The organism is Streptomyces sp. NPDC030820 (assembly GCF_055572075.1).
In genome coordinates this window covers 519,240-544,432 of sequence record NZ_JBVIEB010000001.1, presented here as the reverse complement: position 1 = coordinate 544,432, position 25,193 = coordinate 519,240, and the positions used below count along the sequence as shown (strand labels likewise).

Below are 25,193 nucleotides of genomic sequence, written 5' to 3'. Positions count from 1 at the left end.
CGTAAGGGGCATCGGCCTGTCACTTTCCACAGAGAGCGACGCTACGCACGCGTAGGGGCCCGCCACGCTTTCGCATGACAGGCCCCCGTGTGTCCTGTTTACGGACGCAGCCCGTTGTTACCGATGGTTACTTCTTGCCCTTGGTCGAACTCGCGCTGTCATCGCTGGACAGGACGGCGATGAAGGCTTCCTGCGGAACCTCCACGGAACCCACCATCTTCATCCGCTTCTTGCCTTCCTTCTGCTTCTCCAGCAGCTTCCGCTTACGGGAGATGTCACCGCCGTAGCACTTGGCGAGGACGTCCTTGCGGATGGCGCGGATGGTCTCGCGGGCGATGACCCGGGAGCCGATCGCGGCCTGCACCGGCACCTCGAAGTTCTGCCGCGGGATCAGCTCCTTGAGCTTGGCGACGAGCCGCACGCCGTACGCGTACGCCTGGTCCTTGTGGGTGATCGCCGAGAAGGCGTCGACCTTGTCGCCGTGCAGCAGGATGTCGACCTTGACCAGGGAGCTGCTCTGCTCGCCCGTGGGCTCGTAGTCCAGCGAGGCGTAACCGCGCGTCTTGGACTTCAGCTGGTCGAAGAAGTCGAAGACGATCTCCGCGAGCGGCAGGGTGTAGCGGATCTCGACGCGGTCCTCGGACAGGTAGTCCATACCGAGCAGGGTGCCGCGCCGGGTCTGGCACAGCTCCATGATCGCGCCGATGAACTCGGTCGGCGCGAGGATCGTCGCCCGTACGACCGGCTCGAAGACCTCGTCGATCTTGCCCTCGGGGAACTCGCTCGGGTTGGTGACGGTGACCTCGCTGCCGTCCTCCATGATCACACGGTAGACCACGTTGGGGGCGGTGGCGATCAGGTCGAGGCCGAACTCGCGCTCCAGCCGCTCCCGGATCACGTCCAGGTGCAGCAGGCCGAGGAAGCCGACGCGGAAGCCGAAGCCGAGGGCGGCGGAGGTCTCCGGCTCGTAGACCAGCGCGGCATCGTTGAGCTGCAGCTTGTCCAGGGCCTCGCGCAGTTCGGGGTAGTCGGAGCCGTCCAGCGGATACAGACCCGAGAAGACCATCGGCTTCGGGTCCTTGTAGCCCCCGAGCGCCTCCGTCGCCCCCTTGCTCTGGCTGGTGACGGTGTCACCGACCTTGGACTGCCGGACGTCCTTCACACCGGTGATGAGATAGCCCACCTCGCCGACGCCGAGGCCGTCGGCCGGCAGCATCTCGGGCGAGTTGACGCCGATCTCCAGCAGCTCGTGCGTGGCGCCGGTCGACATCATCCTGATGCGCTCACGCTTGTTGAGCTGGCCGTCGATGACACGGACGTACGTCACGACACCGCGGTAGGAGTCGTAGACCGAGTCGAAGATCATCGCGCGGGCGGGCGCGTCGGCGACCCCGACCGGCGCCGGGATCTCCTTGACGACCTTGTTCAGCAGCGCGTCGACGCCGAGACCGGTCTTGGCGGAGACCTTGAGGACGTCCTCCGGGTCGCAGCCGACCAGGTTCGCCAGCTCCTCGGCGAACTTCTCCGGCTGGGCGGCCGGCAGGTCGATCTTGTTCAGTACGGGGATGATCGTGAGGTCGTTCTCCATCGCCAGGTAGAGGTTGGCGAGGGTCTGCGCCTCGATGCCCTGGGCGGCGTCGACGAGGAGGATGGTCCCCTCACAGGCGGCGAGCGACCGCGAGACCTCGTAGGTGAAGTCGACGTGCCCCGGGGTGTCGATCATGTTGAGGATGTGGGTCGTGCCCTGATCGGGGCCCTCGGTGGGGGCCCAGGGCAGACGCACCGCCTGGGACTTGATCGTGATTCCGCGCTCGCGCTCGATGTCCATCCGGTCGAGGTACTGAGCACGCATCTGCCGCTGCTCGACCACACCGGTCAGCTGGAGCATCCGGTCGGCGAGCGTGGACTTGCCGTGGTCGATGTGCGCGATGATGCAGAAATTGCGGATCAGAGCCGGGTCGGTACGGCTCGGCTCGGGCACATGGTTAGGGGTCGCGGGCACGCAGGGTCCTGTCTCTTGAGGCGCCTTATGCCTCGGGTCGGATCGATACGTAGTCTCCATGGTCCCACGCGGAGGGACCGGGCACCGTTTTGGGCCGCTCGCAGGGCCACTGGTACTGTAGATGGCTGTGCCTCTTGCCCTCTCGGCGAGAGGCGCGTCAGAGAAATTTTGGATCACCGGTACGGGACCCGTGCGGCCCCGCACCAGAACCTGAAAAGGCTCCTTCGTGGCGAACATCAAGTCCCAGATCAAGCGGATCAAGACCAACGAGAAGGCTCGGCTGCGCAACAAGGCCGTCAAGTCCTCCCTGAAGACCGCGATCCGCAAGGCCCGCGAGGCCGCTGCCGCGGGTGACGTCGAGAAGGCCACCGAGCTGCAGCGCGCTGCCGCGCGTGCGCTCGACAAGGCCGTCTCGAAGGGCGTCATCCACAAGAACCAGGCCGCCAACAAGAAGTCGGCGCTTGCTTCCAAGGTCACGTCCCTCAAGGGCTGAACCCCCTTTTTGATCTGACCGCCGGAAGGACCCAGAGCGGGCCCTCTCTCATCCGCTCCCGTCCGGCACCCCCGGATTCGCACGCGGCCTGCGTTCGCCACGCGGGTGCGAGTCCACCAGCTTGATCCGAAGGCCCCGGCACCCTCCCTTCCCCAGGGCGGACACCGGGGCCTTCGGCATGCGCTCCTCTTATGACTTACGGCTTATGACTTACGTGACTTACGTGACTTACGGCCGGGCCGGGGTCACGCTGTGGGTGCGCATGGTGCCGGCCGTGGATGTCGGGTCGCGGCGTCCGACCCTTGGCCTCAGCGACAGCGCCAGCGCCAGCGGGCGGCTATCGGCCGTGTGGGGGCTGGCGTCCGGCCCGCCGCTGTCGGTACGCCCCGGAGGGTGTCCGTGTCCCCCGGTGGAGAAGGGTGTCGTCGCCCTTGCGGGTCGCCGCCGGATCGGCCTCAGGTTGGCGCCTGAACCGCCCCCGGTCGGCGCCGGGTCCGCCCGGGTCGCCGCCGGTCGGCCCCAAGTCGGTGCCCGAACCGCCCCAAGTCGGCACCGAGGTCGCCCGGATCGCCGCCCCAGCCCCAAGCCCGCGCCCGAACCACCCCAAGTCGGCGCCCGAACCGCCCCGAGTCGGCACCGAGGTCGTCCGGATCGCCGCCCCAGCCCCAAGCCCACGCCCGAACCACCCCAAGTCGGCACCGAGGTCGCCCGGATCGCCGCCCCAGCCCCAAGCCCACGCCCGAACCACCCCAAGTCGGCACCGAGGTCGCCCGGATCACTGCCGGGTCTGCCCGAGTCGGCGCCCGATCAGGCCCGGGTCGCCGCCTGATCAGGCCAGGGCACGGGGATCAGCCCCGGCCTCTCGATCGTGCCGCTCGGGCGACTGTCACGACCGCCTTCTCCAGGGCGTACCCGGGGTCGTCGCCCCCGCCCTTCACCCCGGCGTCGGCCTCGGCGACGGCGCGCATCGCCACTGCGACCCCGTCCGGCGTCCACCCCCGCATCTGCTGTCGCACCCGATCGATCTTCCACGGCGGCATCCCCAGCTCCCGCGCCAGATCGGCCGGCCGCCCCCCGCGCGCCGAGGACAGCTTCCCGATCGCCCGCACGCCCTGGGCCAGCGCGCTGGTGATCATCACCGGCGCCACGCCCGTCGCCAGCGACCATCTGAGCGCCTCCAGCGCCTCCGCCGTGCGCCCCTCCACGGCCCGGTCGGCGACCGTGAAGCTGGAGGCCTCGGCCCGGCCGGTGTAGTACCGCCCGACGACCGCCTCGTCGATCGTCCCCTCCACGTCGGCGACCAGCTGGGAGACCGCCGAGGCCAGCTCCCGCAGATCGCTGCCGATGGCATCGCAGAGCGCCTGGCACGCCTCGGGCGTGGCCGACCGCCCGAAGGAGCGGAACTCCCCCCGCACGAAGGCCAGCCGGTCCGCCGGCTTGGTCATCTTCGGGCAGGCCACCTCCCGCGCTCCCGCCTTGCGCGCGGCATCGAGCAGCCCCTTGCCCTTGACCCCGCCCGCGTGCAGCAGCACGAGCGTGATCTCCTCGGCGGGTGCCCCGAGATATGCCTTCACGTCCTTGACCGTGTCGGCGGACAGGTCCTGCGCATTGCGTACGACCACGACTTTCCGCTCGGCGAAGAGCGAAGGACTGGTGAGCTCGGCGAGCGTGCCGGGCTGCAACTGGTCCGGGGTGAGGTCGCGTACGTCCGTGTCGGCGTCGGCGGCCTTGGCGGCGGCCACCACCTCCTGCACGGCACGGTCGAGCAGGAGGTCCTCCTGGCCCACGGCAAGCGTCACCGGGGCGAGAGGGTCGTCATTCGCAGTCTTCCTGGCCATCACTGACAGCATCCCACGAGGCACTGACAACGAACCGGCCCCGGCACCCTGACCGGTCCCGGAGCGGACCCGGAGTCCGCCTCGGGGTCACGGCTCCTCGCGCCAGCCGTCCCACTCCGCAGCGAACTCGTCCAGCTCCGCCGGGTCCAGCCGCTCGTCCTCGTCCCGCAGGACCACCAGCCACTGCGCGTCCTCGGCGTCGTCCTCGCCTGCCAGCGCGTCCCGGACGAGCCGAGGCTCCTCGTCCAGCCCGAACCGCTGCCCGAGCGCCTCGGCCACCTCCTCGGCGGCATCCCGGTCGGGCAGCACCAGCACGTGTCTCACATCGCTCACGGGCCCATTCTCCGGCACCGTGCACAGGAGCCGGGACGGCCCCGTACGCCCAGCTCAGGCCTCGGGCACGGCGGGCGAGACACAAGCACCGGAACTGGACCGAATCACGAATTCAGGTTCCGGTTCCGGTTTCGCACCGTCGGCACACGGCCCAGCTCGATCCCGAACCGCTCCCGGTACACCGTCAGCACCTCCTCGTCCGTCTCCAACTCCCGTGTTCCGCGCCTGCCGTCGCCCGCGGTCGTCTTCAGTTCCCGACCGCTGAGCGTGATCCTCCCTCCGTCCTCGGTGACCCGTGAGCAGACCGGTGACCGGGTGAAATGCGACAGCGGCGAGGTGCTGTGCCACCAGGCCCCGGCCGCGAAGTCCGCAAGCACGCGGGGCCGCGTCTCCAGCCGGTACTGCGGCCTGCCGTCCCGTACGACGTCCAGGTCCCCGGGACCGGTCGAGCCTGCGCCGCTCACCCCGGCCGCGTCCGGCCCGGCCGCCCCCACCCGGAACACACCACCGGGGTCCACCTGCTCCTCGCGTTCCGCGTAACTCAGCGGGTAGTGGCTGTGCGCGCCGAACCCGACGTCCGCGAGCCAGGTGTCACCCTCCACCGTCCGCACCCGCAGGGCGAGATGGTCGTACGGGATGCCGAGCCGCCCCTCGTCGCCGTACACGCGTGCCGCGAGCAGCTCGACCTCGTAGCCGAGCGCGGCGAGCAACGCGCCGAACGCGCCGTTCAGTTCGTAGCAGAAGCCACCCCGCCCGCGTCCGACCACCTTGTCCAGTAGCCGCTCCTCCTCCAGGACGATCTCCTCGCCGAGGTGGATCGACAGGTTCTCGAAGGGGACGGTCAGCAGATGGCACAGTTGCAGCTCGCGCAGCGCCCGGCCGGTGGGCTCCTGCGGGTGCTCGGCCCCGATCCGGCGGAGATAGGCCTCGACCTGGCTTGAGTTCATGGAACCAGTCTGGGTGAACACCCGGTCCTCAGTCTCTGGCCACCCGTACCTCCCCACCCGTCCCTCCCGTCCCGCCGACCGCGAGCTCCCCGTCCCGGTCGGTGCGCAGCACCAGCGCCCCGCCCGCCCGCAGCGCTGCCACAGTCGCCGGTGCCGGATGGCCATAGGGGTTGCCGGCGCCGCACGAGATGAGCGCCACCCGGGGAGCGGCGAGCCGTATCAGCTCCGGATCCTGATAGGCCGAGCCATGATGGGCCACCTTCAAGACGTCCACGCCGGCCAGCTCGGCCGCCTCCGGTGACCGCACCAACGCCTGTTGGGCCGGCGGTTCGAGGTCGCCCAGCAACAGCAGCCGCAGCCCGCCCGAGCGCACCAGCATCGCGACGCTGGCGTCGTTCGGACCGTCCGGCTCGGGCACCGGGCCCGGCCAGGCCGGGGTCTGGGTGTCCCAAGGCGGCCGGGTGCTCGGTGGGGGCCACAGGACCCGCCATGACAGCGCTCCGGCACGCCGTTCCTCTCCCGCTACGGCCCGCGTGACCGGGATGTGCCGCGCCGCGGCCTCCCTTCTGACGAACTCGGCCTGGTCGGCAGGTTCCTCGAAACCCGTGGTCTCGATCGCGGCCACCGAGCGGCCCCGCAGCACCCCGGGCAGCCCCGCCACATGGTCGGCGTGGAAGTGGGTCAGGACGAGAAGCGGGATGCGCGTGATGCCCAGTTGCCGCAGACAGTGGTCGACCGGCGCCGGATCGGGGCCGGCGTCCACGACCACCCCGGCGCCCTCGCCCGCCGCCAGCACAGTCGCGTCGCCCTGCCCGACATCGCACATCGCGAACCGCCAGCCCGGCGGCGGCCAGCCCGTGATCACCCGGGTCAGCGGCGTCGGCCGCACCACCGCCAGCAGGAGCAGCACCCCGAGCAGCCCGCACCACCACGGATGCCGCGTGAGCCGCCGCCCGGCCAGGACGACGGCGACAGTGACCGCCGCGAGCAGCAGCGCTCCCGCCCAGCTCCCCGGCCAGTCCACTCCCGCGCCGGGCAGCGCCGCCCCCGTCCGGGCCACATGGGCGATCCACTCGGCGGGCCAACTCGCGCACCAGGCCATCGCCTTGGCCGGTGCCATCGCCACCGGCGCCGTCATGAGCGCCGTGAACCCCAGCACGGTGGCCGGTGCCACCGCCACCTCGGCCAGCAGATTGCACGGCACCGCCACCAGGCTCACCCGCGCCGACAGCACGGCTGTGACCGGGGCACACACCGCCTGTGCCGCTGCGGCCGCCGCCAGCGCCTCCGCGAGCCTGGGCGGCACCCGGCGCCGGCGCAGCGCCTCGCACCAGCCCGGTGCCAGGACGAGCAGCGCGCCGGTGGCCAGCACGGAGAGCAGGAAGCCGTAACTTCGGGCCAGCCATGGGTCGTAGAGCACCAGCAGCAGAACCGCCGTGGCCAGTGCCGGGATCAGGGATCTGCGGCGCCCGGTGGCCAGGGCGAGCAGCGTGACCGTGCCACAGGCGGCGGCCCGCAGCACACTGGGGTCGGGCCGGCACACGACCACGAATCCCACTGTGAGCGCTCCGGCGAGCAGTGCGGTCGCCCGCAGCGACAGCCCGAGGCGCGGAGCGAGGCCACGGCGTTCGACCAGCCGGGCCATTCCGGGCGGCCCGATGAGCAGCGCGAGCAGGACGGTGAGGTTGCTGCCGGACACGGCGAGCGTGTGCGCCAGGTCCGTCTCCTTGAACGCCTCGTCCAGCTCGGGCGTGATCCGTGAGGTGTCCCCGACGACCAGCCCGGGAAGGAGCGCCCGCGCGTCCCCCGGCAGAGTGCCGGTCGCCTCCCGCAGTCCGGCCCTGAGCCGTCCCGCGAGCCGTTGTGGCCCGCTGGGCCCCGCTACGATCCGCGGCGCCGGCCGGCCACGCACCCGCAGCACGGCCGCGGTCCGCTCCCCACCCGCCGGCGCGGGCGCCAGCCGCCCGTAGACCCGCACCCGCGTGGACGGCAACAACGCGAGCCAGGCAGCGCGAGCACCCTGCCCGCGCTGCACACCCCGCGCACCCTGCGCGCTTTGTACGCCCTCCGCACCCCGCGAAGCCCAAGTGCCCCGCGCACCCCGCGCGCCCTCCACCCCTCTTGCACCCTGCCCGCCCGGGTCGACGGGCCGCGCCACGCTCCCCTCTGCCGGAGAGCCGCCGCTCCGGAGAGCTGTCCCTTCCGGCGCCGGAACGTCCGCATCGACGACCAGCAGCACCGGAGTGCGCGTCCGTACGCTCGTCCCGTCGCTCTGTTCGACGCGCCGCACCTCCACTCGGGCCAGTACAGCCAGCGGCGCGGCATGGTCGCCGCGCACCCGTGGCCTGCTCAGCCAGGGGTCGCCGCTCACCTCGACCTCGGCGGTCACGATCGCGTACCTCCGGGCCAGCTCGGGCACCGGCCCGCGCCGCAGGTCCGCCCCGTGCAGTCCGGCCGAAGCGGCCGCCGCGGCAACGCACAGCAGCACGGCGGCGATCGGAGCACGGGCCCACGCGAACCCGCCGAGCGGCCTGCCGGCCTGCGCTCTCCGCGTGATCCGCCCGGCCGCTACGGACTGTGCGGGCCGTGGAGACCTCCGCGCCGCCAGCAGAGCGACCCCGCCCACCAGGCAGGCGAGCGCGATCCCGGCCGTCCAGGCCGCCGGCGTGTCCAGCGTCAGGGCCGCCGTGCCCCAGGCCGCGAGCGCAGGTGGCACCAGACGCAGGTCCATGGGCCCTGCCCGGTCGCCGCGAGCAGTGGGCCCGTTCTCCCCGGTGTCGCGGACCACTGCGTCGCCGGACCCCGGATTACCTGACCGCTCGCCTCTGCGCCGGGCGTGCGCGAATCCTCCGGTCCTCACGCGCCCCTGCGACCCGTCGACGATCGCGCGGCTCATGGCCGCACCAGGTTCCGCAGATCGCTGAAGCGGCGGTCGCCGATGCCGTTGACCTCGCGCAGTTCGTCCACCGAGCGGAAACCGCCGTGCTGGGTGCGGTAGTCGATGATGTGCTGAGCGAGGACCGGGCCGACTCCTGGCAGCGCGTCGAGCTGGTCCGCCGTGGCCGTGTTGAGGGAGACGGGCGCCGCGGGGCCCGTGCCGGCCGGGCCGGGGGCGGCCCCGGCCGACGGGCCGGGTGGAGGCACCGCCCCTGCGGGCGCGCCGACGACGACCTGTTCGCCGTCGACCAGAAAGCGGGCCCGGTTGAGGCCCTCGGTACTCACACCCGGACGGACACCGCCGGCCGCCCGCAGCGCGTCGGCCACCCGGGAACCGGCCGGCAGCCGCTGGATCCCCGGTCGACGGACCTTGCCGCTGACATCCACGACGATCTGGTCGCCCGGCGTCGCCGAGGCGCCCGCGCCCGCACCGGCCTTCGTGTCGTCTTCCTTCTTGGCGTAGGGCCTGTCCGCCTTGGTGTAAGGCGCCTGCGCGCGGACCGCTTGAGGAGCGCTCACGGACTCGGTCCGCCCGGCCCAGAAGTGCTGCACGGCGAACACTGCGGCGGCCACGAGCACCACGGCGAGCGCCACGACTCCCCGCCGCTCCACACCGCACCGCGCCTGCAGCCACACCGGCAGCCGCTCCCGCAACGCCGGCCCGAACCGCTCCCGCCAGCCGGGACCCACGGGTCCTGGGAACTCCAACGGGTGTACGTCTGCAGCTGGTTCGGAGCCTTGAGGTGGGCTCAGTGCCGATGTGGTCGTCGGCGTGGGCGTCGGCCCGTCGGCCGGCGCGGCGTGCGGTCGTTCGGTCGGGTCTGGCGCGACCGTGGTCGTCACCGCCCTCGCCGGGCTCAGCCCGGGCGCCCGGCCCGTGACCGATGCCGTGGCCGCCACGGCCGCCGGCTCGGTTGCCATCGTGGTTGCCGGATTCGCGGTGCTCTCCCGGACCGGCGGTCCGTTGCCCGACTCTCGCCATCGCACGGCTTGTTCGCCGAAGAGGAGTTCCGCTCGGCGGCGCAGTTCCTCGGCCGGCGCCGGCCGGCGATTGCGGGCACGGCCACGGTCGATGCCACGGCGGTGGCGGATGCGGCCGTCCGAGGTGGGGCCACGGCCGGGGCCGCTGGTCGGAGTCGCTGTGCGTGAGCGTGATCGAAGTGCCATGCGACGAGGATGGGACATCCCGCCGATTGGCGATGATCTTGGTCAATTCCCGGGGACAGCCGTCCCGTTGTGGATAACTCCATCACCCGTACGAGTGACTGGCTCAGCGGGGTGAGACCACCGCTCCGAGCAGCCCGGGGCCGGTGTGTGCCCCGATCACCGCCCCAACCTCGCTGACGTGGAGGTCGGCCAGGCCCGGCACCCGCTCCCGCAGCCGGTCGGCGAGCGCGGCGGCGCGGTCGGGGGCGGCGAGGTGGTGGACGGCGATGTCGACCTCGGCATCACCTGCCCGCTCGGCGGCGATCTCCTCCAGACGCGCGATGGCCTTGGACGCTGTACGGACCTTCTCGAGCAGTTCGATGCGGCCGCCGTCGAGCTGGAGCAGGGGTTTGACGGCGAGTGCGGACCCGAGCAGGGCCTGTGCGGCTCCGATGCGGCCGCCGCGGCGCAGATAGTCGAGCGTGTCGACGTAGAAGTAGGCGGACGTGCCCGCGGCCCGCTTCTCGGCGGCCGTGACGGCCTCGTCCACCGTGCCGTCGGCTCCAGCCGCCTCGGCCGCGGCAAGGGCGCAGAAGCCGAGGGCCATCGCGACCATCCCGGTGTCCACCACCCGTACCGGCACCGGCGCCTCGCGGGCCGCGAGGACCGCCGCGTCGTAGGTGCCGGACAGCTCGGCGGACAGATGCAGGGAGACGATGCCGCTCGCGCCGGACTCGGCGATCCTGCGGTACGTTTCCGCGAACACCTCGGGGCTCGGGCGTGAGGTGGTGACGGGGCGCCGCTTCTGCAGCGCCTGGGCCAGGGAACGGGTGGAGATCTCGGTGCCCTCTTCGAGTGCCTGGTCGCCGAGGACCACGGTCAGGGGCACCGCGGTGATGCCGTGACGCTCCATCGTCCGCGGCGGCAGGTAGGCCGTTGAATCGGTGACGATCGCGACATGGCGGGACATGAGCTGGAGGTTACCTGCCGTAGTGCTCGCGTGGCAGCCCGGCCCCCGTGGTGCGGGTCCGGAGCGGCCAGGTCAGGTGGTGCTCTCGGGGCGCGGCTTCTTCTGCCAGGGGTGGGTGAGGCGTGGCGACGGCGGGGTGATCGCCTGGCGCGCCTGGTCCTCGCCGGGGCGGGACGGGCGCGAGCGGGCGTGCTGGGCCGCCGGGCCGCCGGGGGTGGACGCGGCGGATGTGTCGGGCCGCTGTCCCTGAGCGGGTGGGGAACCGGCCGGTGTCCAGTGGCGCAGGGCGTCGGCCTCGATGTCTATCTGGTCGCTGAGTGCGCCCAGATCGTCCTCGACGAAGCGGCGCGCCCGGTCGCGGACCGCCCAGCGCAGCGAGTCCGCGGACTTGGTGATGCGCTCGGTGCGGCTGCGCAGCTCGGGCAGCCGCGCGCCGAGTTCGGCTCGGTCCGGCTCCGACTCCAGCCGTCTGAGGTCGGCGTCCAGCTCCTGTGCGTGTGCGCTGAGCCGTTCGAAGAGGCCGAGGGACTCCTTCAGCGACTCGTCCTCGGCCGCGCCCGCACGCAGGGCGTCCTGGGTGGCGCGCATGGAGGTGCGCAGCCCGAGCCTCAGCTGCGCGATCTCTGCGGCGGGACCGATCTGGACGAAGGACTTGGCGCGCAGCGTGTGGTCCTCGACGGTGCGGCGGGCCTGCTCGATCGTCCGGTCCACCCCGCGTTTGGCGGCGCCGACCGCCTTGACCGTGGCGTATGCGCCCAGGCCGATGAAGAGCAGGAAGAGCAGGGCGAACACGGCGATCACTGCTTCCATGACGCTCCTCCTCGGCTGGTGCGGCACACGCCGCTGCGCTTTCCACGGTAAACGCAGTGGGCAGGCCCGGAGTTCCAGAAAAACCCCGAACCTGCCCGTAGGGGACTACCCCGATGCCGGCTGTGGCCGGTGTCCGGTCATCACGCCGGAACGATGTTCACCAGCTTCGGCGCCCGGACGATCACCTTGCGGATGCCCGCGCCGCCCAGCGCCGCGACAACCTTCTCGTCGGCCAGCGCCACCTTCTCCAGCTCCCCCTCGGAGATGGCGGGCGGCACCTCCAGACGGGCCTTGACCTTGCCCTTGATCTGCACGACGCAGGTGACGGTCTCGTCCACGACGTACTCCGGGTCGGCGACCGGGAAGTCCTGGTGGACGACCGAGCCGGTGCGGCCCAGCTTCCGCCACAGCTCCTCGGCGATGTGCGGGGCCAGCGGGGCGACCATCAGCACCAGCGGCTCGGCCACCGAACGCGGCACCGCGGTGCCGGCCTTGGTCAGGTGGTTGTTCAGCTCGGTGACCTTGGCGATGGCGGTGTTGAAGCGCAGGCCCTCCAGGTCCTGGCGGACGCCGTCGATCGCCTTGTGCAGGGCGCGCAGGGTCTCCTCGTCGGGCTCGGCGTCGGTGACGGTGACCTCACCGGTCGCCTCGTCGACGATGTTGCGCCACAGTCGCTGCAGCAGCCGGAACTGGCCGACGACCGCGCGCGTGTCCCACGGACGGGAGACGTCCAGCGGGCCCATGGCCATCTCGTACAGGCGCAGGGTGTCGGCGCCGTACTCGGCGCAGATCTCGTCCGGTGTCACCGCGTTCTTCAGGGACTTGCCCATCTTGCCCAGCAGGCGGGTGACCTTCTCGCCCTGGTAGTAGTAGGCGCCGTCGCGCTCCTCCACCTCGGCGGCCGGCACCGCGATGCCACGGCTGTCGCGGTAGACGTAGGCCTGGATCATGCCCTGGTTGAACAGCTTGTGGAACGGCTCGGCCGACGACACGTGGCCCAGGTCGAACAGCACCTTGGACCAGAAGCGCGCGTACAGCAGGTGCAGCACCGCGTGCTCGGCGCCGCCGACGTACAGGTCGACACCACCGTGCGGCCGACCCTCGCGCGGGCCCATCCAGTACCGCTCGATCTCGGGGTCGACCAGCTGCCGCTCGTTGTGCGGGTCCAGGTAGCGGAACTCGTACCAGCAGGAACCCGCCCAGTTGGGCATGGTGTTGGTCTCGCGGCGGTACTTCTTCGGTCCGTCGCCCAGGTCCAGGGTGACGTTGACCCACTCCTCGTTGCGCGACAGCGGGGTCTCGGGCTGGGTGTCGGCGTCGTCCGGGTCGAAGGTGCGCGGGCTGTAGTCCTCGACCTCGGGCAGCTCCAGCGGCAGCATCGACTCGGGCAGCGAGTGGGCGACGCCGTCCTCGTCGTAGACGATCGGGAAGGGCTCGCCCCAGTAGCGCTGGCGGCTGAACAGCCAGTCGCGCAGACGGAAGTTGACGGTGCCCTCGCCGATGCCCTTGTCCTGCAGCCATGCGGTGATGCGGGCCTTGGCCTCGACGACGCCCAGGCCGTCCAGGCAGACCTCGTCGCTCGCGGAGTTGACCAGCTTCGCGTCGTACGACACGAAGGCGTCGTCCCAGGTGGCGGTGTCGGTGCCGCGGCCGTCGGTGGGCTCGACCACGCAGCGGATCGGCAGCTCGAAGGCGCGCGCGAAGGCGAAGTCACGGGTGTCGTGCGCCGGGACGGCCATGATCGCGCCGGTGCCGTAGCCCATCAGGACGTAGTCGGCGATGAAGACGGGGATCTGCTCGCCGTTGACCGGGTTGGTCGCGAACGCGCCGGTGAAGACGCCGGTCTTGTCCTTGGCCTCGGCCTGGCGCTCGACGTCGGACTTCGAGGCGGCCTGCGCGCGGTAGGCGGCGACGGCCTCGGCCGGGGTGGCGTGTCCGCCGGTCCACACCTCGTGCGTGCCCTTCGGCCAGGCCTCGGGGGTGAACTTCTCGACCAGCGGGTGCTCGGGCGCCAGCACCATGTAGGTCGCGCCGAACAGGGTGTCCTGGCGGGTGGTGAAGATCGTGATGTGTTCGCCGTCGATCGGGAAGTCGACGCGGGCGCCCTCGCTGCGGCCGATCCAGTTGCGCTGCTGCAGCTTGATGGCCTCGGGCCAGTCCAGCTCCTCCAGGTCCTCCAGCAGCCGGTCGGCGTAGGCGGTGATGCGCATGTTCCACTGGCGCAGCTTGGCCTTGAAGACCGGGTAGTTGCCGCGCTCGGAGCGGCCGTCGGCGGTGACCTCCTCGTTGGCCAGCACGGTGCCCAGGCCCGGGCACCAGTTGACCGGCGCGTCGGAGGCGTAGGCCAGGCGGTACTCGCCCAGGATGTCGGCGCGCTCGCGGGCGTTCAGCTCGCTCCACGCGCGCGTGGTGCCGGGAATCGCGCGCTCACCGGACTCGAACTGTGCGATCAGCTCGGAGATCGGGCGGGCCTTCTTCGCCTCGTCGTCGTACCAGGAGTTGAAGATCTGCAGGAAGATCCACTGGGTCCACTTGTAGTAGTCCGGGTCGATCGTGGCGAAGGACCGGCGCTTGTCGTGGCCCAGGCCCAGCCGGCGCAGCTGGACCTTCATGTTCTCGATGTTGGCCTCGGTGGACACGCGCGGGTGCGTGCCGGTCTGCACGGCGTACTGCTCGGCGGGCAGGCCGAAGGCGTCGAAGCCCAGGGTGTGCAGGACGTTGTGGCCGGTCATGCGCTGGAACCGGGCGAAGACGTCGGTGGCGATGTAGCCCAGTGGGTGGCCGACGTGCAGGCCCGCACCCGAGGGGTACGGGAACATGTCCATGATGAACTTCTTGGGCTTGGCGACCAGCTCGGGGTCGCCCGCCAGGTCGCCCTCGGGGTTCGGCGCCGCGTACGTGCCGTCGGCGTCCCAGAAGTCCTGCCAGCGTGCCTCGATCTCGGCCGCCATGGCAGCCGTGTAGCGGTGCGGCGCGGCCTCCGCCGACGTGGCGGCGGCAGCGGGGTTCGTCTCGCTCATGATCCTCAAAGCTCCATCGATCGTCTCTGCCTGCGGAAATGAAAAAACCCCTCGCACAGGAGGGGACGCCGCGCCGATGCCGACCTCACGGTTCGACCCGGGGTCGGTACTGATCAGCGCGGCCCGCTAAGCAGAAGGCGTACGGCACGCATGGCGTTAGGGTACCGCAGGCCCTCAGCGAGCGGCGACGGCCTTGAGCAAGCCGCGGCCCGCGTCCGTATCCCTTGTGGACATGCCAGAACGCAAGAGGAGGGCTGAACCAAGGTCAGCAATTACTTCGCGTACCGTCCGCTAAGGGACGTCACTCCCAGTCGCACTGTCCGTTGATAACAACGCAATAACTCAAACCCCGTACTGATCGGTATGGCGCCACTTAGAGTTCGGCAGCGGGACCGCTTTCCCGAAACTGCTCGGAGTTGCCCCCATGAACCCTCGTCGTAGTACCAGCTCCCTCCCCAAACCGGGCCGCTCGGCCTATGGGGTGGCATCGGCTGTCGTCCTGCTGCTCATACCCGTGGTGGTGCTGGCCGGAGGCAATCAGTTCCGCGACTTCCTCAACTTCGGCGCGGGCGTGTTGTCCCTGGTCTCGCTCAGCTGCTCGGTGATCTGGGGCCTGTTCGCGCAGGACCGGATCTTCCTGAACATCCGGCAGCGGATCGTCGGCCAGGCGGTGCACCGCACGCTCGGGGTCGCCTCGATCGCGTTCCTCCTGCTGCACATCACCACGAAGGTGGCACTCGGCCACACGAAGGCGATCGCCGCCATCATTCCGTTCGCGCTCGGTGTCACCGGAATCGGCGGCCTGATCGGGCTGGGTTCGCTGGCGGGACTGCTGATGATCTTCGTGGGCGTCACCGGCGCCCTGCGCAGCAATTTCGCCACCCCGGCCCCGGTCGCCGCCCGCTGGCGCGCCATGCACATGCTCGCCTACCCGGCCTGGTGCGCCGCGCTGATCCACGGCCTATACGCAGGTCGCGCGGCCAAGCCGTTCTTCGTGATCTCCTACGGCCTGTCGCTGCTGGGCGTGATGGCCGCCCTCGCCCTGCGCGCCGCCCCGCGCCCGGTCAAGCGCCGGGTCGCCGACCGGCTCGTGGCGCTGTTCGGCAGCTCGGAGCGGCCGGGACTCGAGGAGCTGGACGCGAGCCGTTCCCGGGCGGCCGAGCCGGCTGCGGCGGGCTTCGAGGGCCGGCGGGAGCCGAGGGGGGCCGCCGCCCCTTCGGCGCCGCTGTACCAGTCCCCCGCCACCCCCGCAGCGGAACCCGCGTCGGGCTTCGCGGCCGCCTACCGCGCCGTCTCCACGCCCGGCCGCTCCCGGCAGTCGTACCCGGCCGGTCAGACCTCCCGCGTGGACCTGCCGCTGGACATGCAGGCCACGGAGGCCATCCCGCGCGTGGACGGCCTCTCCAGCACCTCGGGCAGCTGGCCGATCCCGTCCCCGCCGCCGGTCGGCGAGGCCCCGCCGTCCGCGTACGACCCGTTCCAGGACACCGGGCAGACCATTCCGGTCTACGGCAATTCGGGCACCGCCGGTTACGCCGGAAGTGACATGTACGACACCGGTGAGACAAACGGCCTCTACGGCACGTACAACGCCAGTGACACGTACAACAGCGGTCCCGCTACCGAAACGCTGCCCGGCGCGTCCTACGACGCTCCGGGTTCGGGCGAACCTTGGAACACGCCGTCCGGAGGCTTTTAAGTGAACGAGGCCCTGCCCGACGTACCCGAAGTCCGCGTGGTCGGTCTTCCGCAGCTCACGTCGGGCTTCGACCTTGTGGAACGGCTCGATCTGCCCATGCACCTGAAGGTGCACGGGCCGCTCGATCCGCTCGGCGGCGAGCAGCTCGCTCAGCTCGCCGAACGCATCAACCTCAGGGGCCGTGGCGGCGCGGGCTTCCCCTTCCACAAGAAGCTGCGTTCGGTCGCCGAGTCGGCGATCAAGCGCGGGGTGCGGCCGGTCGTCGTGGTCAACGGCAGCGAGGACGAGCCTGCCTGCCGCAAGGACACGGTGCTGATCAACCGTGCCCCGCACCTGATCCTGGACGGCGCACTGCTGTGCGCCGAGGCGCTCGGCGCGCGGACGCTGGTGATCGGTGTCACACGCGAGTCGACGCAGCGCTCCATGGAGGCCGCGCTCGCCGAACGCGGGCTGAGCAACAGCCGTAGATCGGCGCTACGCGCGTGGGTGCAGCGCAACCCGGTACGGATGGTCACCGGGGCGGCGGCCTCGCTGATCCGCTCGGTCGACGGCGGCCCGGCGATCCCGCCCGGCCGCAAGATCAGCGCCTCGCAGAGCGGCGTCGGCGGCGCGCCCACGCTGCTGTCGAACGCGGAGACGTTCGCGCAGCTGGCCATCGCCGCCCGCATCGGCCCCGAGCGCTACGGCAACACCGGACTGTACGACGAGCCGGGCACCGTCATGCTCACCGTGTCCGGCGCGGTCGCCCGCCCGATGGTGATCGAGGTGCCCACGGGCGTGCCGCTGCGCTACGTGCTGCAGCTGGCGGGCGCCCCGCCGGTGCCGCAGGGCGTGCTGACCGGTGGCTATCACGGCAAGTGGATCGACGCGGCGACCGTCAACGAGGCGATCGTCTCCCGCAACTCGCTGGATGCGGTGGGCGGTTCGCTGGGGGCCGGCGCGATTCTGCCGATCAGCCAGGAGACCTGCCCGCTGGGCGAGTCGCTGCGGGTGGCGCAGTGGCTGGCGGAGGAGAGCGCGGGCCAGTGCGGGCCCTGCTACCTCGGACTGCCGGCCGCCGCACGCGGCATGGAGGACATCCTGGGCGGCGGCGGCCCGGCCGCGCTGGAGGCACTGAAGCAGGTCGCGAAGAACGTCAAGCGCCGTGGCGCGTGTTCGCATCCGGACGGCTCGGCGATGTTCCTGGAGTCGACCATCAAGGCGTTCACCGACGACCTGGCCGCGCATGTGCTCGGAAACGGCTGCGGACGGCCCGTGGAGGGCGTTCTGCCGCTCTTCGAGGGAGGCAGGGCCCCTACGGGCATCCCGGGCGGCGGAGAGCCCGAAGAGACCGGCGCCAGCCGCCAGAAGATCTACGTCGACTGGACGCTGTGCCGGGGTCACGGACTGTGTGCCGACATCCTCCCGGAGGTGTTCGAACTCGGCGCCGACGGTTTCCCGACCGTCGCCCAGGCACAGGTGCCGCGGTATGCGGAGGCGAAGGCGCTGCGTGCGGTGCGCCGCTGCCCGGCGCTCGCCCTGCGCATCGAGGAGGACACGCGCGGGCAGGCACCGTCCCGCAACCTGCCGGTCGTCTCCCAGGGCCGCGGCCGGCGCGCTCTCGGCCGCTGAGCACACCAAGGGGCGGCCTCCCGGTTCGGGTGACCGCCCCTTCGTTCGACCGCCGTCGTTCGGCCGCGAATCTCGGCGACGCAACACGCCGAAGGCGGACCATCCGTCGGGATGATCCGCCTTCGACTTCTGTGGAGCTAAGGAGAATTGAACTCCTGACCTCTTGCATGCCATGCAAGCGCTCTACCAACTGAGCTATAGCCCCTTGTTTTGTTGTTTCGCCCGGTTCCCCCGGCGACGACGTAAACATTACAGGCCCGGGGGCGCAGCGCCAAATCGGTTTCGGATTCGCACCGATGCGTCGCCAATGTCTGCTTTTGCGGCCCTGATCGTGTCGTGCGCAGCTCGTCGCCGTGTACGGGGCCGAGGTCGCCACCGTGCGCGCCGGCGGCGACCTGTACGCGCTGCGGGCGACGGCCGCACCTGCCCATCACCCACCCGCCGTTCGCCGCCCGGCTCTTCACACCGCTGCCCCTCACCCGCTGCCGGCCGTTCTGGTGCTGTGGGGCCTGACCCGCCGCCCCACCGGCCGGTGTTCCTGCTCGTGACGGGCGTCGCGGCCCACCTGCCGGGCGGGGACGCGACGCCATGACTGCGGCACGCGCGCGGGGCGGCCGTCCTGCCGTACGGCTCATGGCGCTTCTGGACGGACACGGTGATCCGTGCGGGCCGGGTCGGTCATGCAGAGGACGCAGCCGATCAGGCCCTGCGCGGCGTTTCTGGCGCGTGTTCTGCATCCGCCCGACCAGGGAGGCCTTTGGAGCGCCCGGCAGCCGTCGTGGCCGCTCTGGGCCGCGCGGCCGCCGCGGCGGCGGAGTTGTCGTGGACCCACCAGTGGGTGTGGTGTGTGCCACTTGGGCTTCTGTTCGTACGTCCCCTGGTGGGTGCCGCACGGAACCGGGCGGCCCGAACTGAACCGGGGCGCCCGGCGAATTGACGCTTTCGGCGCTCTACGCGGCCGCTGGTGCGCTGTCCCTCGTGCTCACCCGGACATCGGCGCCGGAACACGACAGCGGCGCATCCGGTATCAGGCGGTCACGAAGGAGTAGAACCGTTTGAGTGTGCAGTGCTCCTCGAGAAGGCGCCCGTAGATCGGCTCGCCCTCCAATTCCCGGTACGTCTCGATCGGGTCGCCTTTTATGATCAGCGCCCGCGCGCATTCCTCGCACCAGTACTGGTAGTCGGGATTGATCGGCTCCATGTCACGGACGATCGGCGTACCGCTCCCACACCAGTCGCACTTTCGCCTGTGTGCACCCATCGATCAGCTCCAGATGTGGCCGCAGGCCGTGCACACGTAGGAGATTCCGCCGTTGTCGCCGAGAACCTGGGCGACATGCGCGGAACCACAGGAAGGGCAGCTCAGCCGGGTGGTCGTGTCCCGTATCAACGCCGCACCGAGGAGGTGGCCGACCTCCTCAAGGATGCTCGCAGGCATCGCTACTCCCTCCCGTCGGGCCGCGCCCCCTTCCGGCCGTTTGATTCTGCCACGGCCGGAGCAATACGGTCAGCGACGCCTCAGTACCAGTCCGGACACGGCGCCCACCGCGGCCGCTGAGGCCAGCGCCCAGGCACACACCGAGAACGCCTCCGCAGAGGTATACGAGCGCGGAAGCCCCAGTGACTCAACCCGGTTCAGGAACAGTGTGCCGAAAGACGCCACGCCGATCAGCTGACCGAGCTGGGTGACCGTCGCCAGCAGGCCACTGGCGTCCGCCGCGTCCTCGGGCCGCACGGTGGCGAGTGCGCGGGTGAGCGTCGGACTGAAGGCGAGCGCGAGCCCGGCGCCCACGCCCGCGTACCCGGCGTACAGGACCGCTCCCCCGTCACCGCCCCCGTGGAAGGCCAGCCCCACGACGGCCACGGAGACCGCGGTCAGCGCGAACCCGGCCGAGGTGAGCATCCGCTGCAGCCCGGCGGGCCACCTCCGCCAGCTCAGGCTGACGGCACCGAAGACGCCGGCGGTCGGCGCGAAGCTCAGGCCGGCCCGCAGCGCGCTGTAGCCGAGGCCGCCCTGGACGTGCAGGGTCAGCGCGAAGAGGAAGCCGGCGTTGACCGACATCACGACGAGGATGCGGAAGACGGCCAGGCCGATGCCGGGGTGGCGCAGCACCCGGAGCGCGATCAGCGGGGCGCCACCGCGCCGGGCCAGCCGGGTCTCGTACCCGCAGAACAGCGCGAACAGCACCACCGCACCGGCCAGTGACAGCCAGGACCACAGCGGCCAGTCCTCCTCCTGCCCGAGCACCAGCGGCACAGTCAGCAGCGACACGGCCGCGCCCAGCAGCACCAGTCCCGGCAGGTCGAGCGCACGGGACCGCTCCCTCCCTCCCGCGCCGCCCAGCGGCAGGACCCGGCGGCCGAGTACGAGCAGCACGGCGCCCACCGGCACATTGACGAGGAACACCGGCCGCCAGCCGGTCCCGAACAGATCGGCGCTGACCAGCACACCGCCCGCTATCTGCCCGGCCGCCGCACCGACGGCGAGGACCGCCGAATAGGCGCCGAGCGCCCGGGCCCGGGCCTCGCCGGTGAAGGTGCGCTGGATCAGGCTGAGCACCTGCGGGATGGCCAGCGCCGCACCCGCACCCTGCGCCAGCCGGAAAGCGATCAGTTCGGTCGCCCCCTGCGCCAGCCCGCAGGCGAGCGAGGCCGCGGTGAACAGGGCGACACCGGCGAGGTGGACCCGGGCATGGCCGAGCCGGTCGCCCAGCCGGGCGCCGGTGATCAGCAGCACGGAGTAGGAGATGGCATAGCCGGCGATGACCAGCTGCAGGTCGGCGCCCGAGGCATGGAGTTCGGAACCGATGGTGGGAGCGGCGACGTTCACGATGAAGACGTCGAGGGCCGCCATGAACAGGGCGGTGAGCAGGACCGCCAGCAGCAGCCGGGGCCGGTTGTCAGTGCCGGGTGCTTCACTGTCCGTGACGGGTGATGCGGGACCGTCGGCGGTCGAGGGGTCACTGTCAGTGGCAGGTGCTTCACTGATCGCAGGGTTCACAGCGGGCCCGCTGCCCGGCCCGTTTCGGGATGTCGTCGTCATGGCGTCGAGCTTGACGACGCTCCGGTACGGGTGCCGAGAGCCCGGCGATGCTGGTACTGCCAGCACCTGGCAGGGCCGGGCCCGGGTGCCGACGATGAGGGCGGGGACGACGGGGGATGACGAGGATGGACGGGGACGACGGGGGTCGCACGATGACGGTGAGCACGACGAACACGACGCGGACGACACAGACAACGCAGCAGACGGCACAGACAACGCAGACGGCACGGACGACGAGGACGGCGAACCGGGCGGGGACGGCGAAGACGATCCGGCCGACGAGCGCTCAGCGCCGCAGGCCGGAGCTGGCCGCCTTCCTGCGCAGCAGGCGGGCGCGGGTGACACCGGCCGACGTGGGGATGCCGCCGGGACTGCGGCGGCGCACACCCGGCCTGCGCCGGGAGGAGGTCGCCCAGCTCTCCGGCGTGGGTGTGACCTGGTACACGTGGCTGGAGCAGGGCCGGCCGATCAACGCCTCGCCACAGGTGCTGGACGCGGTCGCCCGCACGCTGCGGCTGGACGCGCCGGAGCGTGAGCATCTGTACCGGCTGGCGGAGGTGCCGTTCGAGGCAGAGCCGGGTGCCCTGCCCCGCCGGGTCGCCCCTGAGGTGCAGGGCATCATCGACGCCTTCGATCCCCTGCTGGCGGTGGTCTACAACTCGCGTTACGACATCCTGGCCGCCAACCCTGCCTACCGTGTCCTGTTCGCGGTGCGGAAGGCCCCTGGGATCGGTGTGCCGAACGCGCTGTGGACGCTGTTCACCGCGGCGGACGAGGACTGCCCGGTGGTGGCCCGGGAGTGCGAGCTGCCGGTGATGGTGGCGACGCTGCGGTCGGCGTACGGCAGACGCGTGGGCGAGCCGGCCTGGGAGGAGTACATACGCGCGCTGTCGGCGGCGAGCCCCTGGTTCGCAAGGCTGTGGGCGGGTGCCGAGGTGATACCGCCCGGCCCTCGGGTGAAGACGTTCCGTCATGCGGCGGTGGGCGACATGCGGATGACCTCGCAGTCGCTGTCCATCGACGGGATGCCCGAGTGCCGGATCGTCGTCTACACCCCGGAGGACGAGGAGTCGCGCGAGAAGGTGGCGTTGCTGCGGGAGCGAAGAGAGCGGCTGTGGCCGCCGACGTACACGACAGAAAATCCCGCCCCCTGAGGGGACGGGACCTTCATCACCGATCTTTGACAACTCAACAGAGTGTCGATCAGTGGAGCTAAGGAGAATTGAACTCCTGACCTCCTGCATGCCATGCAGGCGCTCTACCAACTGAGCTATAGCCCCTGGCGCCACGCGGCGGAGCCGCATGGTGTCTCGCCCCGCTCGGCGGGGCGAACAAGAAGAACTTTAGCCTGTGACCTGCCAGAAAGTGAAATCCGGGGTCGCGCGCCCCCGAGGCGCTCAGTCGTCGTCGCCGAGGACCGGCTCCGGGAGGGTGCCGGCGTTGTGCTCCAGCAGGCGCCAGCCGCGGGCACCCTCACCGAGCACGGACCAGCAGCAGTTGGAGAGCCCGCCGAGGCTCTCCCAGTGCCCGGCCTCCAGGCCGAGCAGCCGGCCGATGGTGGTGCGGATGGTGCCCCCGTGGCTGACGACGACAAGGGTGCCGTCCTCCGGCAGCTTCTCGAGGTGCCGCAGTACGACGGGCGCCGCGCGGTCGGCGACCTCGGTCTCCAGTTCGCCGCCGCCGCGGCGGACCGCCTCGCCGCGCTTCCAGGCGGCGTACTCCTCGCCGTACAGGGCGATGATCTCCTCGTGCGTCAGCCCCTGCCAGACGCCCGCGTAGGTCTCGCGCAGGCCCTCCTCGCGGGTGACGTCGAGGCCGGTCAGGGCGGCGAGCTCGGCGGCCGTCTTCGCCGCCCGCTGCAGGTCCGAGGAGATGATCGCGTCCGGCCCCAGGGAGGCCAGCAGCCGGGCGGCGCGGCGGGCCTGGCCGATGCCGGTCTCGGTCAGCGCGACGTCCGTGCTGCCCTGGAAGCGGCGCTCGACGTTCCAGGCGGTCTGGCCGTGCCGCCACAGGATGATGCGGCGGCCGCGGTCCTTGCGGTCGGTGACCTCGCCGGTGGCGCTCATCGCCACTCCCCGCCCGGCCCCTGCTCGGCCTCGGCGGCCTGCAGCTTCGCGTGCTCCTCCGCCCTGCCGCGGGTGGCCTTGGCGTCGGCGGGCAGCTCCAGCTCGGGGCAGTCCTTCCACAGCCGCTCCAGGGCGTAGAAGACGCGCTCCTCGCTGTGCTGGACGTGTACGACGATGTCGACGTAGTCGAGCAGGATCCAGCGGGACTCGCGGTCGCCCTCGCGGCGGACCGGCTTGGCGCCGAGTTCCTTCAGCAGGCGCTCCTCGATCTCGTCGACGATGGCCTTGACCTGGCGGTCGTTCGGCGCGGAGGCCAGCAGGAAGGCGTCCGTGATCGACAGTACGTCGCTGACGTCGTAGGCGATGACGTCGTGGGCGAGCTTGTCGGCCGCCGCCTGGGCGGCGGTGTTGATGAGCTCAAGAGAACGGTCGGTGGCGGTCACTACGAAGCTTTCGGTCGGCGGTCACTGGACCTCAAGGGTCTCACGGACCGCCGGGCGCACCCCACGTGATTATGTGGCACGTGGGGTGCGCGGGATCGGCCGGTCAGGAGCTGGTGGGTTTGTAGTCCTGGCCGAGGACGACCGAGACGTCGGCGCCGGAGGAGACGGTGCCCTTGGCCACGGAGCCGGCGGGCAGGCCGAGGGTCTTGGCGACCTCGGTGGCGTCCGACTTGTGGGAGGCGTCCGAGTAGACCACCTTCGACGTGGCCTGCGCGCCAGAGGCCGTCCCGCCCTCCAGGAAGGTGAAGCCGCCGTTGAGCAGCACCACGCGGGCCTTCTCCTCGTCGTCCTTCACACCGGTGGCGTTCTGCACGGAGACCCGGACCGCGGAGCCGGCGTCGGGGCTCTTGGCGGTGCCGCCGAGGATGTTCTTCACCACGCTGTCGCTGGTCTTCGCGCTCAGGGTGCCGTCGGCCTGCACCGGCAGCAGGGCGGTCTTGTAGGCGCCGCTCTTGGCGAGGTCGGCGAGCTTGGCGAGGAAGGTGCCGAGGTCCTTGTCGGTGAGCGGCGGGTCGAGGATCTGCGCGAGGGTCTGCACGGTGGTCGTGGCCGACGACGGGTCGGAGGACATCTTGCGCAGCACACCCTGCATGACCTGGCCGAACCGCTCCAGCTGGGCGTTCTGGGACTCGCCGGCGGCGCGGTAGGTGGCGTAGGCGACAGCCATCTTGCCGCTGAGGGTCTGGTCACTGCCCTTGTGGACGAGGGGTTCGGCGCCCTTCTTCTTGGCGTCCGGGTCGGGCACGTCGGTGTTGGTGTCGATGTCGATGTTTCCGACCAGGTCGACGAGGTTCTGCAGGTAGGGCGTGTCCAGGCGCCAGGTGCCCTGGATGTCGGTGCCGAGGACCGTGTCGAGCTGGTCGCGGGTGCCGGAGGCGCCGTCGTCGTCCACCGACTTGGCGAGGGTGGTGGTGGAGCCGTCGTCGTCGCTCAGGGCGAGGGAGTTGGGCAGCAGCACGGTGCTGCCCTGCTTGGTGGTGGTGTTGTCGACCAGCAGCGCCGTGGAGGTGCCGCCCTTGCCGGTGTTGTGCAGGTGGACGACGATCACGTCGCGCTTCTGGGCGCCGACCGGCGTGGCCGCGCCGGGTTTGGAGCCGGAGGAGGACAGGCCCGGCAGCTTTCCGGCGTACCAGAGGTAGCCGACGCCGCCGACGGCGACGAGGGCGAGGACGACGAGGAGGGCGATGATCCGGCTGCGGGCGCGGCGCCGGGCCTCCTCGCGGCGCTCGGTGCGGTTCTCGGTGAACTTCAGCCAGTCGATGACGTCCTCGGAGTCGCCGTCCGGCTCCTCGACGAATGCGAACTGCTCGGTGTGGTAATCCCGTTCGCCCGCGTCACGCGGCCCCTGGGACGGCGCCGGGGCGTGCGGGCGCTGCGCCGGGCCGGCCTGCTGCGGGATGTGGGGGGTCTGCTCGGTGACCGGGGGCTGCTGTCCACTGTTCGCGGCCTGCCCGTAGGGGTCTTGGCCGGCGGGGTGCCGGGTGCCGGTGCCGTAGGGGTCGTACGGGGCCTGGGAGCCGTAGGGGTCGTACCCGGGTGCGGGCCGGCCGGGATCGTAGGAGGTCACCGGTGGCTGCTGGCCGGTGGTGTACGGGTCGTAGCCGTAGCCCTGCTGCTGGGCGTACGGGTCATAGGTCGCCTGCTGAGCCTGCGGTGTCTGCTGTGCCGGGACCTGCCGGTACATGGGCCGGCCGTACTCGTCGTAGCCGACGATTTCGTACGGGCCGGCGCCATAGCCAACGTCACCCGCGTCGTATCGGTCGTTCACCGGTGCC

General features: G+C 71.2%; 19 protein-coding genes and 2 tRNA genes. 4 read left to right on the top strand and 17 right to left on the bottom strand.

Annotated elements, in window-relative coordinates; translation table 11 throughout:
• Positions 1 to 127 precede the first annotated feature (127 nt).
• The gene (lepA, locus tag ACZ418_RS02460) at positions 128 to 2,002 is read right to left on the bottom strand and encodes a translation elongation factor 4 (RefSeq protein ID WP_468355668.1); all 1,875 of its coding nucleotides are present in this window, start codon (positions 2,000 to 2,002) and stop codon (positions 128 to 130) included.
• 226 nt (positions 2,003 to 2,228) lie between these two features.
• Between lepA and rpsT the strand changes: the two genes are divergently transcribed.
• Complete coding sequence (gene rpsT, locus ACZ418_RS02455) at positions 2,229 to 2,495, top strand: 30S ribosomal protein S20 (RefSeq protein WP_067006864.1); 267 nt, start codon at positions 2,229 to 2,231, stop codon at positions 2,493 to 2,495.
• An 848-nt stretch (positions 2,496 to 3,343) separates the two neighbouring features.
• On the opposite strand, the gene holA is transcribed toward rpsT, so the two are convergent.
• From holA to leuS, 8 genes are all read right to left on the bottom strand, one after another.
• The gene (holA, locus tag ACZ418_RS02450) at positions 3,344 to 4,333 is read right to left on the bottom strand and encodes a DNA polymerase III subunit delta (RefSeq protein WP_468355665.1); all 990 of its coding nucleotides are present in this window, start codon (positions 4,331 to 4,333) and stop codon (positions 3,344 to 3,346) included.
• 87 nt (positions 4,334 to 4,420) lie between these two features.
• Positions 4,421 to 4,666 carry a hypothetical protein gene (locus tag ACZ418_RS02445; protein ID WP_468355662.1) on the bottom strand — a complete coding sequence of 82 codons (246 nt, stop codon included), beginning with the start codon at positions 4,664 to 4,666 and terminating at the stop codon, positions 4,421 to 4,423.
• A gap of 104 nt (positions 4,667 to 4,770) precedes the next feature.
• Positions 4,771 to 5,613, bottom strand: a complete 843-nt coding sequence (locus ACZ418_RS02440; RefSeq protein WP_468355659.1) for an arylamine N-acetyltransferase family protein — start codon at positions 5,611 to 5,613, stop codon at positions 4,771 to 4,773.
• A gap of 28 nt (positions 5,614 to 5,641) precedes the next feature.
• The gene (locus ACZ418_RS02435) at positions 5,642 to 8,344 is read right to left on the bottom strand and encodes a ComEC/Rec2 family competence protein (RefSeq protein ID WP_468355656.1); all 2,703 of its coding nucleotides are present in this window, start codon (positions 8,342 to 8,344) and stop codon (positions 5,642 to 5,644) included.
• A 161-nt stretch (positions 8,345 to 8,505) separates the two neighbouring features.
• Entirely contained in the window at positions 8,506 to 9,240 is a 735-nt protein-coding gene (locus tag ACZ418_RS02430) for a ComEA family DNA-binding protein (protein WP_468355653.1), read from the bottom strand.
• Between the two features lie 580 nt (positions 9,241 to 9,820).
• On the bottom strand, positions 9,821 to 10,666 hold the full coding sequence (locus ACZ418_RS02425; RefSeq protein ID WP_468355650.1) for a DegV family protein: 846 nt from the start codon (positions 10,664 to 10,666) through the stop codon (positions 9,821 to 9,823).
• A 72-nt stretch (positions 10,667 to 10,738) separates the two neighbouring features.
• Entirely contained in the window at positions 10,739 to 11,476 is a 738-nt protein-coding gene (locus ACZ418_RS02420) for a hypothetical protein (RefSeq protein ID WP_468355647.1), read from the bottom strand.
• 140 nt (positions 11,477 to 11,616) lie between these two features.
• Complete coding sequence (leuS, locus tag ACZ418_RS02415; protein ID WP_468355644.1) at positions 11,617 to 14,496, bottom strand: leucine--tRNA ligase; 2,880 nt, start codon at positions 14,494 to 14,496, stop codon at positions 11,617 to 11,619.
• A 424-nt stretch (positions 14,497 to 14,920) separates the two neighbouring features.
• On the opposite strand from leuS, the gene ACZ418_RS02410 reads away from it, so the two are divergent.
• Both ACZ418_RS02410 and ACZ418_RS02405 read left to right on the top strand, forming a co-directional pair.
• Positions 14,921 to 16,195 carry a cytochrome b/b6 domain-containing protein gene (locus ACZ418_RS02410; protein WP_468355641.1) on the top strand — a complete coding sequence of 425 codons (1,275 nt, stop codon included), beginning with the start codon at positions 14,921 to 14,923 and terminating at the stop codon, positions 16,193 to 16,195.
• Positions 16,196 to 17,806, top strand: coding sequence for an NADH-ubiquinone oxidoreductase-F iron-sulfur binding region domain-containing protein (locus ACZ418_RS02405; RefSeq protein ID WP_450984520.1), 1,611 nt, complete (start codon positions 16,196 to 16,198; stop codon positions 17,804 to 17,806).
• 132 nt (positions 17,807 to 17,938) lie between these two features.
• Here the strand turns inward: ACZ418_RS02405 and ACZ418_RS02400 are convergent.
• The 4 genes from ACZ418_RS02400 to ACZ418_RS02385 all read right to left on the bottom strand — a co-directional run bounded on the left by ACZ418_RS02400 (position 17,939) and on the right by ACZ418_RS02385 (position 20,678).
• A tRNA-Ala gene (locus ACZ418_RS02400) sits at positions 17,939 to 18,011 on the bottom strand.
• Between the two features lie 822 nt (positions 18,012 to 18,833).
• On the bottom strand, positions 18,834 to 19,067 hold the full coding sequence (locus ACZ418_RS02395) for a hypothetical protein (RefSeq protein WP_006136074.1): 234 nt from the start codon (positions 19,065 to 19,067) through the stop codon (positions 18,834 to 18,836).
• A gap of 3 nt (positions 19,068 to 19,070) precedes the next feature.
• Positions 19,071 to 19,244, bottom strand: a complete 174-nt coding sequence (locus tag ACZ418_RS02390; protein ID WP_388622257.1) for a hypothetical protein — start codon at positions 19,242 to 19,244, stop codon at positions 19,071 to 19,073.
• 69 nt (positions 19,245 to 19,313) lie between these two features.
• Positions 19,314 to 20,678, bottom strand: a complete 1,365-nt coding sequence (locus ACZ418_RS02385; protein ID WP_468356866.1) for an MFS transporter — start codon at positions 20,676 to 20,678, stop codon at positions 19,314 to 19,316.
• A 440-nt stretch (positions 20,679 to 21,118) separates the two neighbouring features.
• Here ACZ418_RS02385 and ACZ418_RS02380 point away from each other — a divergent pair, with 440 nt between their 5' ends.
• The gene (locus tag ACZ418_RS02380; protein WP_468356863.1) at positions 21,119 to 22,003 is read left to right on the top strand and encodes a helix-turn-helix transcriptional regulator; all 885 of its coding nucleotides are present in this window, start codon (positions 21,119 to 21,121) and stop codon (positions 22,001 to 22,003) included.
• Positions 22,004 to 22,056: 53 nt separating this feature from the next.
• On the opposite strand, the gene ACZ418_RS02375 is transcribed toward ACZ418_RS02380, so the two are convergent.
• From ACZ418_RS02375 to ACZ418_RS02360, 4 genes are all read right to left on the bottom strand, one after another.
• A tRNA-Ala gene (locus tag ACZ418_RS02375) sits at positions 22,057 to 22,129 on the bottom strand.
• A gap of 117 nt (positions 22,130 to 22,246) precedes the next feature.
• Positions 22,247 to 22,915 carry a histidine phosphatase family protein gene (locus ACZ418_RS02370; protein ID WP_468355638.1) on the bottom strand — a complete coding sequence of 223 codons (669 nt, stop codon included), beginning with the start codon at positions 22,913 to 22,915 and terminating at the stop codon, positions 22,247 to 22,249.
• Positions 22,912 to 23,358, bottom strand: a complete 447-nt coding sequence (gene rsfS, locus ACZ418_RS02365) for a ribosome silencing factor (RefSeq protein WP_468355635.1) — start codon at positions 23,356 to 23,358, stop codon at positions 22,912 to 22,914. The genes ACZ418_RS02370 and rsfS overlap by 4 nt, the downstream gene beginning before the upstream one ends.
• 103 nt (positions 23,359 to 23,461) lie before the next feature.
• Positions 23,462 to 25,186, bottom strand: coding sequence for an LCP family protein (locus tag ACZ418_RS02360; RefSeq protein ID WP_468355632.1), 1,725 nt, complete (start codon positions 25,184 to 25,186; stop codon positions 23,462 to 23,464).
• Positions 25,187 to 25,193: the final 7 nt, after the last annotated feature.